At 70.7% G+C, this 14,300-nt stretch carries 11 protein-coding genes; 7 read left to right on the top strand and 4 right to left on the bottom strand.

Translation table 11 applies throughout. From position 1 onward, the window contains the following. The first annotated feature begins 6 nt into the window (after positions 1-6). On the top strand, positions 7-792 hold the full coding sequence (locus DEO23_RS08325) for an SIR2 family NAD-dependent protein deacylase (protein WP_109275487.1): 786 nt from the start codon (positions 7-9) through the stop codon (positions 790-792). A gap of 31 nt (positions 793-823) precedes the next feature. Here the strand turns inward: DEO23_RS08325 and epsC are convergent, their stop codons facing one another. Continuing rightward, on the bottom strand, positions 824-1,423 hold the full coding sequence (epsC, locus tag DEO23_RS08320; RefSeq protein ID WP_109275486.1) for a serine O-acetyltransferase EpsC: 600 nt from the start codon (positions 1,421-1,423) through the stop codon (positions 824-826). A 52-nt stretch (positions 1,424-1,475) separates the two neighbouring features. Next, the gene (gene cysK, locus DEO23_RS08315) at positions 1,476-2,405 is read right to left on the bottom strand and encodes a cysteine synthase A (RefSeq protein ID WP_109275485.1); all 930 of its coding nucleotides are present in this window, start codon (positions 2,403-2,405) and stop codon (positions 1,476-1,478) included. Positions 2,406-2,563: 158 nt separating this feature from the next. Here cysK and DEO23_RS08310 point away from each other — a divergent pair, with 158 nt between their 5' ends. Beyond that, positions 2,564-4,153 (top strand): DUF5129 domain-containing protein, encoded by a 1,590-nt coding sequence (locus DEO23_RS08310; protein ID WP_109275484.1) that lies wholly within the window; start codon positions 2,564-2,566, stop codon positions 4,151-4,153. A gap of 22 nt (positions 4,154-4,175) precedes the next feature. Here DEO23_RS08310 and trpS read toward each other — a convergent pair whose 3' ends face one another. Beyond that, positions 4,176-5,270, bottom strand: a complete 1,095-nt coding sequence (trpS, locus tag DEO23_RS08305) for a tryptophan--tRNA ligase (RefSeq protein WP_109275483.1) — start codon at positions 5,268-5,270, stop codon at positions 4,176-4,178. Further along, entirely contained in the window at positions 5,267-6,304 is a 1,038-nt protein-coding gene (locus tag DEO23_RS08300; RefSeq protein ID WP_240613297.1) for a LacI family DNA-binding transcriptional regulator, read from the bottom strand. The genes trpS and DEO23_RS08300 overlap by 4 nt, the downstream gene beginning before the upstream one ends. Positions 6,305-6,494: 190 nt before the next feature. Here DEO23_RS08300 and DEO23_RS08295 point away from each other — a divergent pair, with 190 nt between their 5' ends. The 5 genes from DEO23_RS08295 to DEO23_RS08275 all read left to right on the top strand — a co-directional run bounded on the left by DEO23_RS08295 (position 6,495) and on the right by DEO23_RS08275 (position 14,290). Then, positions 6,495-7,778, top strand: a complete 1,284-nt coding sequence (locus tag DEO23_RS08295; RefSeq protein ID WP_109275481.1) for a sugar ABC transporter substrate-binding protein — start codon at positions 6,495-6,497, stop codon at positions 7,776-7,778. Between the two features lie 90 nt (positions 7,779-7,868). Next, entirely contained in the window at positions 7,869-9,458 is a 1,590-nt protein-coding gene (locus DEO23_RS08290) for an ABC transporter permease subunit (protein WP_109275480.1), read from the top strand. An 18-nt stretch (positions 9,459-9,476) separates the two neighbouring features. Next, entirely contained in the window at positions 9,477-10,385 is a 909-nt protein-coding gene (locus DEO23_RS08285) for a sugar ABC transporter permease (protein WP_109275479.1), read from the top strand. A gap of 6 nt (positions 10,386-10,391) precedes the next feature. Then, positions 10,392-12,434: a glycoside hydrolase family 13 protein gene (locus DEO23_RS08280; protein ID WP_109275478.1), complete on the top strand. Its 2,043-nt coding sequence runs from the start codon at positions 10,392-10,394 to the stop codon at positions 12,432-12,434. Positions 12,435-12,562: 128 nt separating this feature from the next. After that, a complete protein-coding gene (locus tag DEO23_RS08275) occupies positions 12,563-14,290 on the top strand; it encodes a glycoside hydrolase family 13 protein (protein WP_109275477.1) in 1,728 nt (575 codons plus the stop codon). Positions 14,291-14,300 lie beyond the last annotated feature (10 nt).

Raw genomic sequence — 14,300 nt, 5'->3', positions numbered from 1 at the left:
CCCCCGGTGACGGAGCCCGCCCCCTTCCGGCCCTCACCGCAGCAGCGACTGGTGGTCCTCAGCGGTGCGGGACTGAGCGCCCGCACGGGACTCGGGACCTTCCGGGGGCCCGGGGGCCTGTGGACGCTCGAGCCGGAGGTGGAGCACGCGATGCAGGCGAGCGCGCTGCCGGATTCCCTGCCCTCCCTGTGGAGGGTGTGGGGTGCGATGGCGCGGGTGGCCGGCGGACACGGCCCCACCCCGGGGCACTACGCGATCGCCCGGATGGGCGCGCCGGTGATCACCCAGAACGTCGACGGCCTACACCAGGCGGCGGGATCGACCGACGTCAGCGAGCTGCACGGCCGCGCCTACACCGCGGTGTGCCTGGACCCCGTCTGCAGCTGGGAGGCCCCGCTGACCCCCGGGGACGGGGAGCGCGCGGAGGATCACGGCGTTCCCTCGCAGTGCCCGCTCTGCTCGAGCCCGACCAGGCCCGACGTGGTGCTGTTCGACGAGATGCTGCCCGAGGGGGCGCTGCGACGGGCTCAGCAGCTGGCGGTCTCGGCCGATGTGTTCGCGGTCGTGGGCACCAGCGGCACCGTGTTCCCCGCGGCAGCCCTCGGCCCGCTCGCTCGCGAGCACGGGGCGACCACGGTGCTGATCGACATCGAGCCGCCGTCGGACCCCTTCGTGCGCGAGTCCTTCGACCACGTGATCACGGGGGACGCCCACCAGGTGCTGCCCGACTGGGAGCGCCACTGGACCCGCCCCGGCGGCGCCGTCAATCCGTTCCTGGACCCGTTCGGCTGACGAGGACGGAGAACGGCGGCCGACCCGGCGCTCAGATCCAGATGGCCGGGTCCACGAGCTGCTCGGGGTGCGAGCTCTCGCTGCGCACCCGCGCGGGCACGCCCACCGCGGTGGCATGGGGCGGGACGTCCCGCACCACCACCGCGTTGGCGCCCACCTGCGCGCCCTCCCCGACCCGCACGGGACCGAGAACGCGCGCTCCGGCACCGATCACGACCCCGTCCTCGAGGGTGGGATGACGCTTGATGCGGGCCATGCTCCGACCGCCCAGGGTCGCGCCGTGGTACAGCATCACGTCGTCGCCGATCTCGGCGGTCTCGCCGATCACCACGCCCATGCCGTGGTCGATGAAGAAGCGTCTGCCGATGCGTGCCCCCGGATGGATCTCCACGCCCGTGAGCGTGCGCGCGATCTGGGCGAGCAGCAGGGCGGGCAGACGCCCGCCCCTGCGCTCCCAGACGTCGTGGGCGATCCGGTGCGCCCAGATCGCGTGCAAGCCGGGAGAGGTCAGGGCGAGCTGGACACCGGAGGTCGACGCCGGGTCCCGCCGTCGGGCGGCCGAGACGTCCTCCCGCGCAGCGGCGAACACCCCGCGCCCGCGACCGGTCAGGCGTCGGGTCAACCGTCCCATCCCTCTCCTCGTCGGTCCTGCTGCTCGGCCGCGCGCATCCTGCTCAGCGGACTCAGTCCAGGTACTCGGCGTACAGGGGCGTGGTCAGGTAGCGCTCCCCGAAGGAGGGGATGATGACCACGAGGCGCTTGCCGGCCATCTCGGGGCGCGAGCCGACACGCACGGCGGCCTCGATCGCCGCACCGGAGGAGATGCCCACCAGCAGGCCCTCGCTGCGGGCCGTGGCGCGGGCGCGCTCCATGGCGGTCTCGGCGTCGATGTCCAGGACCTCGTCGTAGATGTCCCTGTCCAGGAGACCCGGGACGAAGTTCGCCCCCAGTCCCTGGATCTTGTGGGGGCCGGGATCGCCGCCGTTGAGGATCGGGGACTCGGCGGGCTCGATGCCCACGATCCTCAGGTCGGGGTTGTGCTCGCGGAGCACCTGGCCCACACCGGTGATGGTGCCGCCGGTGCCGATGCCGGCGATCAGCGCGTCGACCTTGCCGTCGGTGTCCTCGAGGATCTCCTGCGCGGTGGTGCGGCGGTGGATCTCGGGGTTCGCGGGGTTGTCGAACTGGTTGACCTTGAAGGCGCCGGTCTCGGCCGAGATCTCCTGGGCCTTCTCGACCGCGCCCTTGACACCCTTGGCGGCCTCGGTCAGCACGAGCTCGGCCCCGAAGGCGCGCAGCAGGGCGCGACGCTCCTTGGACATCGAGTCGGGCATCGTCAGGATCACCTTGTAGCCGCGCGAGGTGCCGATCATGGCCAGCGCGATACCCGTGTTGCCGCTGGTCGCCTCGACGATCGAACCGCCGGGCTTCAGATCGCCGGACTTCTCGGCGGCGTCGATCATCGCGACACCGATGCGGTCCTTGACCGAGCTGCCGGGGTTGTAGAACTCGAGCTTGGCGACGACGTCGGCCACGACCTCGTCGCCCAGGTGGTTCAGGCGCACCAGGGGCGTGCGGCCGACGAGCTCGGAGACGTTCTCGTAGATGGGCATGCGGGTCCCTTCCGTTGCGAGGGCCGACGGCTGCGCGCCGACCCCAGGTCCTAAGATCTGCTTGGGGCAACTATAAGGGGACTTCCTGGTCGCTGGTCGGGAGCTCCCTCGACCTTCGGAGGATCCCACACACGAGGCCGCTTCGTACCGTGAACTGCATGCTGCTCCCGACCCCGCTCCACCCCGCCGCGGCACCGCCCCTCCACCGTCCCGGCCCGGCGGCCCTCGCATCCCGACGTTCGCGGGGCCCGTTCCTGGCCGTGCTCGCGGCCGCGGTCGTGGCCTCGATCCTGCTGGCGCCGATCTCGACGCCGGCCGCCCTCGCCGCTCCCCCGTCCTCGGTCGCCATCGACGACGGCGAGCACGTCATCGACGATCCCGACGCCCTCGAGGGACGCCTCCAGCAGGTGTCCTTCCGCGAGCAGGTGGACGTCGCCGTGGTCACCCTGGACATCGCCGACCACGGGGCCGATCCGGCGGCCGACACCGGCCTGAACGACGCCGTGCTCGACGCCGCCCGCACACAGCATCCCGAGTGGATCCGCGGCGAGAAATGGGCCGACGGCATGGTGATCCTCGCGATCGACCCGGAGGGCCGCAAGCTCGGCACCTATGCCGGCGAGGACGTGAAGCTCTCCGACGGCGGCTTCGAGGACGTGCAGGAGGCGATGCGCGAGGACGCCGGCGACGGCGCCTGGGACGACGCCTTCGTGGCCGGCGCCCAGCAGTACGCCGACCTGCTCGGCAGGCCCTGGTGGCAGAGCCCCGCGGCGATCATCGTCGCGTTCCTCGCTCTCGGCGCCCTCGGAGCCGTCGCGGTCGCAGCACTCGTGCGTGGTGCGTCCGCACGTCGCCGGGTGCGCGGGGCCTCCGAGCGTCATGCCGACGTGCGCGCCAGACGGATGGAGACGGACCAGGCGGCCTCCCGGATCCCCCGGGACTCCCTCTACGGGGCGGCGGTCCTCGCCGATGTCGAGGACTACCGCCGAGCGGTCGACGAGGCCGAGGAGATCGCGGGGCGGCTGCCGGCGCGCCCGGGCCCACTGTGGGGCATCGGCGCCGGGTCCTCCCGCCTCGCCCGTGAGTACGAGAGATCCGTCGGGACCGCGGACACAGCGGACGACACGATCATCGGGGCCGCCGCTCTGCTGGGTCGCAGCGGCGACTACGCGGGCGCCTGGCAGGAGGAGCGCCGCCCGTTGGACGAGTCGATCGCCGCGGTGGATGCCACCGTCGCCGACGTGCTCGACCCCGACGGCACGGACGAGCAGCAGCACGCTCTCGCGTCCTCGCAGGCGGCCGCGGGCCTGCGAGCGACCGCGCAGGAGGTGGCGACCGAGCTCGAGCAGGTCACCGAGGCCTACCTCGAGGGGTCGACCACCCCGGATGCCGCCCTGGAACGACTCGACGAGCTGACGGAGCAGCTCGCCGTCGCCAGCACACGTCTGCGCGAGGAGGCGATCGACGCGCAGACCGAGGACGAGGAGGAGGCCGAGGTGATGCGCGAGGCGGACCCCTCGGGCTTCACCGACGACTTCCCCGGCTCGGTGCGCGGACGGCGCTTCGCCCGCCACCCCGGGGAGTACGTGGGCGAGTACTCGCTCAGCCCGGTGCTGTGGACCGGCGCCTGGTACGCGGGCGCCGGCACCGAGCTGACCGCGCACCGGAATCCGAGCGGCACCGCCGGGAGCACGAGCGGCTATTCCGCCGGCGGGTTCTCCGGGGCGGGCAGCTCGAGCAGCTTCTGAGCGGCCCGCGGCCCCGAGGCCGTCAGTAGACCATCCCCATCACCTCGCGCACGTGCGCGAGGGTCTCGTCGGCCACCGCGTTCGCCCGCTCGTTGCCCGCGCGCAGCACCGAGAAGAGGTAGCCCGGGTCCTTCTCGAGCTCCGCGCGGCGCTCGCGTAGGGGGGCGAGGTGCTCGTTGAGGACCTCGGCGGTCATCACCTTGAGAGTGCCCGCCCCCTTGTCGCCGATCTCCTCGGCGATCTCCTCGGGGCTGCGGCCGGTGCTCTGGGCGGCGATGGTCAGCAGGTTGGCGACCTCCGGGCGGTTCTCCGGGTCGAAGGTGATCTGCCGGTCCGCGTCGGTCTTGGCCTTCTTGATCTTCTTGGCGGTCTCCTCGGGACTCATCCGCAGCATGACGGTGTTGCCCAGGGACTTGCTCATCTTCTGGCTGCCGTCGAGTCCCAGGATCGTCGGCGCCTCGGAGAGCAGCGCATCGGGCATCGGGAAGTACTGCTCGCCGCCCGCGTAGCGCTCGTTGAAGCGTCGCGCGACCACGCGGGTCTGCTCGATGTGGGGCAGCTGGTCCCTGCCCACGGGCACGAGGTTCCCGTGGCAGAAGAGGATGTCCGCGGCCTGGTGGACTGGGTAGGTGAGCATCAGCCCGCCCATCGCGGACTTGCCCGCCGCGGCGAGCTCGGCCTTGACGGTGGGGTTGCGCTCGAGCTCCGGCTGGGTGACCAGCGACAGGAAGGGCAGCAGCAGCTGGTTGAGCGCGGGCACCGCCGAATGGGTGAAGATCGTCGACTTCTCGGGGTCGATGCCGGCGGCCAGGTAGTCGGTGATCAGCTCGCGCACCGACCCCCGGATGTCCCCGAGCACCTCGCGATCGGTGATCACCTGGTAGTCGGCGACGATCAACCATGTTTCGACCCCGGCGTCCTGGAGACGCACGCGGTTGCGCAGGGAGCCGAAGTAGTGGCCGATGTGGAGGGCGCCGGTGGGGCGGTCGCCGGTGAGCATCCGCAGCCCGCTGGGGTCGGTGCGGATCTTCTCCCAGGCGGCGTCGCTGCGGACGCGTGACGCCTCGTAGCTGGCGTCGGACGAAGGTGCGGTGTCGGTGGGTTCTGCGGAGGTCACCGATCCATGCTAGCCGTCCGCGGGGCACCCACGGTCACGGCCCGGGGAGCGGCGGCGGTGCTGGCGCGCACGATCAGCTGCGGCTTGACCTCGAGCTCGGTGCGGGTCGGGCGTCTGCTGTCCTCTCCCCCGCTGAGCGCGGCCCGCGCGGCCGCCCGCGCCATCTGGTCGACGCTCTGGCGCACGGTGGTCAGGGCCGGCGCGGTCAAAGCCGCCCAGGGCACGTCGTCGAAGCCGATCACGGAGACGTCCGCGGGAACCGAGAGACCGAGCGAGCGCACTCCCTCGAGTGCACCGGCGGCCATCACGTCGGAACCGCAGACGATCGCGCTCGCGCCCTGTCGCACGAGTTCGATCGCCGCCTCGAAGCCCCCCGCATAGGTGAAGTCGGTGAACGCGATCGGGCGGTGGGAGCCGGGCCCCGAGCGCTCGAAGGCGGCGACCTTCCGACGCACGGGCCAGGTGTGTTCGTCGCCGACCGCGAGACCGACGGTCTCGTGACCGAGCTCCTGGAGATGGGCCAGGGAAGCGGAGATCGCGTGGGCGTCGTCGCTGGAGACGAAGGCGGCCTCGAGGTCCTCTCGCACGCCGTTGACGAGCACCAGCGGAATGCCCGCCCGGGCGAGATCGCGATAGGCATCCAGGGCGGCTTCATCGCGCGCATGGAACCCGCTGACCACGATCACGCCTGCCGCCCCGGCCAGCAGCAGGCGGTCGATGGCCTCACGCTCACGCTCCGGGGTGCGGGCACGCATGCCGACCAGCAGGGCGGCTCCGTTCTCGTGGAGGTTTGCCTCGATCCGCTCCAGCCAGAGCCCGAAGACCGGGTTCTCGAGGTCCGGGACGATCGCCCCGACGGTGGTCTCCTCCGAGACGGCCGGCGCCTTGGGTGCGAGGCGCCCCCGCCGGCGAGCGATCTCGAGGACGCTGCGACGTGTCGCCTCGTTGACACCGCCCCTCCCGTTGAGCACTCGCGAGACGGTCGCCTCGCTGACACCCGCTTCCGCGGCAATGTCGACCAGTCGTGTGCCCACGCGCCCACCCCTTCCCCACGTGATCGCTGTCGCGATCGCACCGCCGCGACCGGCTCGAACAGCCGGCTGCAGACTGTACGTGATTGCAAATTCTTGCACAATCTTGCGCCGGAGTTCCGCTCGATGTACCTTCATCACCGCAGGTGGCGCTGAGGCCGCTCTGCTAGACCACCATTCGAAGGAGAACCTGGTGCTCATCCGTCGCAAGTCCTTTCTCGCTCTCGGCGCCGTCGGCGCCTCGGCCGCTCTGCTCGCCGCCTGCAGCTCCTCCGACTCCTCCTCGTCCTCGGACTCCTCGGACGCCGGCGGCAGCTCCGACGGCGGTGGCGACGCCCCCAAGGCCGATGCGAACGCCGACCTGGTGATCTGGGCCGACGAGGCGAAGGCCACCGCCCTCAAGGCCCCCGCCGAGAAGTGGGGTTCCGAGAACGGTCTGAAGGTCGCCGTCCAGACCGTCGCCAACGATCTGCAGACGTCGTTCGTGACCGCGGATCAGGCCGGCAACGGCCCGGACATCGTGATGGGCGCCCACGACTGGATCGGGAACCTCGTGCAGAACGGCGCGATCTCCACGGTGCAGCTGCCCGCGGACGCGAAGGACACGACGCTCTCCGTCGCGCTCGACGCCATGCAGTACAACGGTCAGACCTACGGCGTCCCCTACGCCGTCGAGACCCTCGTGCTGTTCGCCAACAAGAAGCTGACCGACACCCCGGAGCCGAAGACCTTCGAGGAGCTCGTCGAGGCCGGCAAGGCGGGTGGCGCCGACGCGGTCCTCTCTCTCCCCGTCGGCGAGCAGGGCGATGCGTACCACATGGAACCCCTGTACACCTCGGCGGGTGGCTACCTGTTCGGCAAGGACTCCAAGGGCCAGTACGACTCCAAGGACGTGGGCGTGGGCAAGGAGGGATCGATCGCCGCGGCGGAGAAGATGAAGGAGCTGGGTAAGCAGGGCGTCCTGAAGACCTCGATCACCGGCGACAACGCGATCTCGCTGTTCACCGACGGCAAGGCCGCCTATCTGATCTCCGGCCCGTGGGCGATCGCCGACATCAAGACCGCCAAGATCGACTTCACGCTCTCGGCGGTGCCCGGCTTCGAGGGCATGGACAAGGCCGTCCCCTTCGCGGGCGTCAACGGCTTCTACGCCGCCGCTCACGGCAAGAACGCGGGGAACGCCCAGACCTTCCTGAGCGACGTCGCCGGCACCGCCGACCTCGCCAAGGCGATGTTCCCCAAGAACGAGCTCCCGCCGGTGAACAAGGAGCTCCAGAAGGAGCTCGCGGTCGACAACCCCGAGATGGCCAAGGTCGCCGAGCTCGCCGAGAAGAACGCCGATCCGATGCCCGCCATCCCGGCGATGGCGGAGGTGTGGACACCGCTGGGCCAGGCCGAGGCGAACATCATCGGCGGGGCGGACCCGAAGAAGACGATGACGTCAGCCGGCAAGCAGATCTCCTCCAAGGTCTCCTGATCGCGTCGGGAGGGCCGCCGGGCGCGATGTCCGGCGGCCATCCCCGCGCGCCCGGTAGGCCCGTCCCATCCCGCGAAAGGCGAAGACGCCATGACCTCCACGAAGGCGCCCGGTCACGCCACCCGTTCCTCGACGGCCCCGGGGCTCGTCCTGCGCATCCTGCTGCTCGGCGCCGTCCTCGCCGTCACCGTCTGGATCGTCCCGGTGATGATCGGCCAGCGCCAGTGGCTGTGGCTCGCCGTCACGGTCCTCGCGGCCCTAGGGATCTTCGTCCTCTACTCCACACGACGTCTCGTCCCGGGCAAGTACATCTTCCCCGGCACGTTCTTCCTGGTGGTCTTCCTGATCGTGCCGATCGTGCTGACCGTCGGCTACTCGTTCACGAACTTCGGTGACGCCAAGCGCGGCACGAAGGACGAGGCCATCGCCTCGATCACCTCGAACTCGGTGCAGCAGACGGCGAACAGTCGGCGCCAGGCCCTGTCGGTGGGGGTGACCGGTGGCTTCACCGCCTCCGAGGACCCCGCGGACTACACCTTCTTCTTCGTGGACCCCGATGACCACAGCGTGCGCGAGGGCAGCTCCACCCAGGCCGCGACCGCGGCGGATCCCGACAGCATCACGGTCACCGACGGGCGGGTGAGCGCCGCCGACGGCTTCACCATCCTGACCGCCAAACAGGTCAACGAGGTCTACGGGACCCTCAAGGACGTGGGCGTCGAGACCTCCGACACCACCGCCCTGCGCCCACAGGGCACCACGCAGGCATTCGAGGGCACCAAGACCCTCCGGTACGACGCCGCGAGCGACACCATCACCGACAGCATCTCCGGAGCCGTCTACTCCGTGAAGAAGGTCGGCACCAGCGAGTACTTCGTGGACGCCGACGGCAACCGTCTCCCGCAGTCCTGGCTGCAGGGCGTCGGCGCAGCCAACTACGTGCGCCTGTTCACCGACTCCTCGATCGGGTCGCAGTTCCTGCGCGCCTTCGGCTGGACCCTGGTGTTCGCGGCGGGATCGGTGCTCCTGACCTTCCTGGTGGGCTTCGCCCTCGCCCTGGTGCTCAACGACGAGCGCCTGCGTGGTCGACGCATCTACCGCTCGGTCCTGCTGATGCCCTATGCGGTCCCCGGCTTCATCTCACTACTGGTCTGGTCGAACTTCTACAACCGCGACTACGGCCTGATCAACCAGACGCTGCATCTGCACCTGGACTGGTTCGGCGACCCGACGCTCGCCAAGGCCGCGGTGCTGCTGACGAACCTGTGGATGGGTTTCCCCTACATGTTCATCATCTCCACCGGCGCCCTGCAGTCGATCCCGAAGGACGTCCTGGAGGCGGCCCGCATGGACGGGGCCTCCCGGTTGCAGGCGACCCTCAAGGTCGTGATGCCGCTGCTGCTGGTCGCGGTCTCCCCGTTGCTGGTGGCCTCCTTCGCCTTCAACTTCAACAACTTCAACGCGATCGAGCTGCTCACGGGCGGCGGGCCCTTCCCCGCCGACCAGTACACGCGCGGCGCGACCGACATCATCATCTCGATGGTCTACCGGGCCGCCTTCGGCGGTTCCGGTGCGGACTTCGGCTTCGCCTCCGCGATGAGCGTGGCCCTGTTCGTGCTCACCGGGATCCTCGCGGCGGTGCAGTTCCGCTTCACCGCACGCCTCGAAGACATCAGCTGACCGGGCAGGAGACGACCGATGACCACTCCCCAGCACACTTCTCGCCGCACGGCCGAGCCCACACCCCGACGGATGCCTCTGGGGCGCTGGTTCGCCGAGATCGGATGGCGCCACCTGGTGGGCTTCCTCGCGGTCGTCTTCGCGGTGTTCCCAATCCTGTTCGTGCTCTCGGCCTCGGTGAACCCGCTGGGCACCGTCTCGTCGACGGGCATCATCCCCAAGGCGTTCAGCCTCGAGCACTACCGCACCCTGCTCAGCGGGGAGAAGGGCCCCTTCCTGCGCTGGTACCTCAACACCATCATCGTGTGCGTCGTCGTCTCCGTCGCGCAGGTGGCGCTGTCGGTGCTGGCTTCCTACGCATTCAGCCGCTTCCGCTTCACCGGCCGCCGCGCCGGGATGCTCACCCTGCTGCTGATCATGATGTTCCCTGCGATCCTGTCGATGATCGCCGTGTACTCGATGATCTCCGGCCTGGGGAAGATCGCGCCGATGCTGGGCCTGGACACGCTGCCCGGGTACATCATCGTGATGCTCGGCGGCTCGCTGGGCCAGGTGTGGCTGATCAAGGGCTTCTTCGACACCGTGCCCCGGGAGCTCGACGAGGCCGCGATCATCGACGGCGCGAGCCACTGGCAGGTGTTCAGCCGGATTCTGCTGCCCTCCCTGGTCCCGATCCTCGCCACCACGCTCGTGCTGAGCGTGGTCGGGGTGATGAGCGACTTCCTGCTGGGCTCGATCTTCCTGACCGGGGACGACCACAAGACGCTCGCCGTGGGTCTGTACGGGATGCTCTCGGGCGACCGTTCGAACAACCTCGGCGTGTTCGCCGCGGGCTCGGTGATGATCATGGTGCCCGTGATCGTGCTCTACCAGTTCCTCCAGCGCTACATCGTCGGCGGCTCGACCGCCGGTGCGGTCAAGGGCTGACGCGCCGTGGGACCTCGTACCGCACCGGATCCCGCCATCGAACCCAGCGGAGTGCCGCTGCCCGATCAGCCGCATCACGACCAGGGCCCGCTGTACACCGTGGGCCCGACGGGCCCCGGCGCCGACGCCCTCCTGCGGGTCTGGGTGCCGACCGCCTATCCCGTGCGCACCATCGCCCTGCGGGCGGTGCGCGACGGGGAGATCAGCACCGCAGTCCTCGAGCCCGAGGGCGAGTCCGGGCCTTCCCGCGACGCCGGCGTCATGGCTAGGAACCGTCCTCGCAACGCCCCTGGTACCTCCGACTCCGCCGGCCCGTCGGGCACCTGGTGGTCGGTGACACTCACCGCCTGGAACCCGGTGACGCCGTACCGGTTCTGCGTGCTCGCCGAGGCCGGCGCCCGCACCCCGGATGGGATCGAGATCCCTGCCTACGCCTGGCTCACGGCCGCTGGGCTCGTCCCCTGGGACGTGGCCGATGCGACGGACTTCCATCTCGTGACGCACCCGGGCGCACCGGACTGGGTGAACGACGCGGTCGTCTACCAGATCTTCCCCGACCGCTTCGCCCGCGGCTCGGCAGCGCCCGTGGACGAGGAGGAAAGGCCGGCTCCGCCGCTGCTCCCTCAGTGGGCGGTGCCGATGCGGTGGGACGAGGAGCCGGCCGTGCGCGGCGACCTCGCCGGCCGCCAGTTGTTCGGTGGCGACCTCGACGGCATCCGCGAGCACCTGGACCATGTCGCGTCGCTGGGCGCGAACACCGTCTACCTGACCCCCGTCTTCCCCGCGGGATCGGTGCACCGCTACGACGCCTCGACCTTCGACCGTGTGGATCCGCTGCTGGGCGGCGACGAGGCGCTCGTGCGCCTCTCCCGCGCGCTGCACGAGCGCGGGATGCGTCTGGTCCTCGACCTCACCACCAACCACACGGGCGCGACCCACGAGTGGTTCCGCGCCGCCCAAGCGGATCCTGCCGCCCCCGAGGCCGGGTTCTACGTGTTCCTCGACCATCCCGATCGCTACGTCAGCTGGCTCGACGTCCCCTCCCTGCCGACCCTCGATCTGAGATCGCCCACTCTGCGCGCTCGTCTCACCCGCGGGCCGGGCAGCGTCGTCGGCCGGTACCTGGATGCCCCGTTCGCCGCCGACGGCTGGCGGATCGACGTGGCCAACATGACCGGCCGGCGCGGCGAGGTCGACGTCACCCACGAGGTCGCCCGTGAGATCCGCGCGACGATGCGCCGGGTCGACGCGGGAACGGGCCGTGAGTCCTGGCTGGTCGCCGAGCACGGGCACGACGCGAGCGGCGACCTGTCGGGCGACGGCTGGCACGGCACCATGAACTACGCCGGCTTCACGCGCCCCCTGTGGGCATGGCTCGGCGACCCGCGCAGCACTCTGAACTGGCTCGGTCTGCCGATGACCCTGCCCAACCTGGGCGGGGGCGCGGTCTCCCGCACGCTGCGCGAGTACAACGCCCACCTGCCGTGGAGCTCCCGCATCCACTCCCAGAACCAGCTCTCCAGCCACGACACCCCGCGCACACGCACGGTCGTCGGCGAGCGCGGTCGCCAGCTGACGGCCATCGCCGCCCTCGCGACGCTGCCCGGTGTGCCCACGATCTTCGCCGGCGACGAGCTGGGGGCCGAGGGCCTCACCGGAGAGCACTCGCGCACGCCGATGCCCTGGGACGCGATCGCGACGGGTGATCCCACACGGATCGACGCGGAGGTCCTCTCCGTGACACGGGACCTGATGGGTCTGCGCCATGAGCTCCCGGCCCTGCGCCGAGGGGGCCTGCGCTGGCTTCACACGGGCGAGGATGCGCTGGTGTTCGTCCGCACCCACCCGGACGGCGATACGGTGATCCACCTGGCCCGCAGCGCCCACGACGAGATCGAACTCGACCTCGGGTGTCTGCCGGGCCACGTCGCCCCACAGCTCCTGCGCGACATCGGCGCGGCGCACGCGAGCGTCACGGGGACGACGGTGCACCTGACCGCTCAGGGCCCCGGCGCGACCCTGATCGCCGCCCCCAGCGCCTCCCGGTGAACCGGACACACCGGCCCCTTCTCCCCCACCATCCCCCTCGACACGCTCCCACTCGACACACTCCCCGGAGGAACGACCCCATGTCACCACACTCCCCGAAGGCATCCCGGTCCACGCAGTCAGGACCCATGTCCTCCACCACCGTCCTGCAGGGCCCGGACGCCGACGCAGCCCCCGTCCAGTGGTGGCGCGACGCAGTGGTCTATCAGGTCTACCCGCGCTCCTTCGCCGATGCCGATGGCGACGGCATGGGCGACCTCCCCGGCATCACCGCCCGCCTGCCCTACCTGGCCGAGCTCGGCGTCGATGCGATCTGGCTGTCGCCCTTCTACACCTCCCCGCAGAAGGACGCGGGCTACGACGTCTCCGACTACACCGACGTCGACCCGCGCTTCGGGACCCTCGCCGATGCGGACTCCCTGTTCGCCCGCGCCCACGAGCTGGGGCTGAAGGTCATCGTCGACATCGTCCCGAACCACTCCTCGGACCAGCACGAGCTGTTCCGGCGCGCCCTGGAGGCCGCCCCCGGGTCCCCCGAGCGCGATCTCTACATCTTCCGGGACGGCAAGGGCGAGCACGGTGAGCTGCCCCCGAACAACTGGACCTCGATCTTCCACGGACCGGCCTGGACCCGCATCACGGAGCCCGACGGCACCCCCGGCCAGTGGTACCTGCACATCTTCGACACCTCCCAGCCCGACTGGAACTGGGAGAACCCGGCGGTGCACGAGATGTTCCAGGGCGTGCTGCGGTTCTGGCTGGACCGCGGCGCCGACGGCTTCCGGGTGGACGTCGCCCACGGCATGGTCAAACCCGCGGGGCTGCCCGATGCCACGGTCAACGCCGAGGGGCTGATCGACATCCCCGAGGGCGAGGTCCCGGTCTACTTCGACAACGACGGCGTGCTGGACATCTACCGCGAATGGCGCCCGATCCTCGACTCCTACGAGGGTGAGCGGATGATGGTGCTCGAGGCCTGGATCCCCGAGAAGCGCCTGCCGCTGTACATCGGCAGCGAGAAGGCCCACCAGTCGTTCAACTTCGGCTTCCTGCAGGCCCGCTGGGACGTCGCGGCCATGCGCGCGGCGATCGAGGAGCCGCTGGCACTGGCCGAAGCGGTCGACTCCCCCACCACCTGGGTGCTCTCCAATCACGACGTGGTCCGTCACGCGAGCCGTTACGGCTTCCCCGCCGACCACGTCTTCGGCGAGGGCCTCGCGCGTGACGAGGTGCCCGACGCCGACCTCGGTCTGCGCAGGGCCCGCGCCGCGAGCCTGCTGATGCTGTCTCTGCCCGGCGCCGCGTACCTCTACCAGGGCGAGGAGCTGGGACTGCCGGAGGTCCGGGACATCCCCGACGAGCTGCGTGAGGACCCTGCCCACAAGCGCGCCGGAGTGCCCGGGCGCGACGGCTGCCGGGTCCCGCTGCCCTGGACCCGGGACGCCCCGGCGTTCGGCTTCTCGCCGAGCGGGCGCAGCTGGCTGCCCCAGCCCGCGGAGTTCGGGCCGCTCGCGGCCGACGTCCAGTCCGGCGACCCGCACTCGACGCTGGAGATGTACCGCGCCGCTCTCGAGCTGCGCCACCAGCTCGCGCTGGGGCGCTACGACCGGCCCGTCGAGTACCTCGAGGGCTTTCCCGAGGGAGTCCTCGGGATCTCCCGCGGGGACCTCCTGGTCCTCGTCAACACCACCGGGGCTGCGCTGGAGCTCGCGGGCATCGAGGCCACCGCGGACGCCGAGGTGCTCCTGAGCTCCGCCGCCGAGGACGCGCAGGGTGTCGAGGGCGACCGACGACAGGCATCGGTGCCGGCGAACGCCGCCGTCTGGCTGCGCAGGGCGGCGCCGGCCCGCGGCTGAGAGGACGCGT

This window comes from Brachybacterium endophyticum, assembly GCF_003130585.1.
Lineage (GTDB): Bacteria > Actinomycetota > Actinomycetes > Actinomycetales > Dermabacteraceae > Brachybacterium > Brachybacterium endophyticum.
This window is presented reverse-complemented; position numbering and strand designations above follow the sequence as displayed.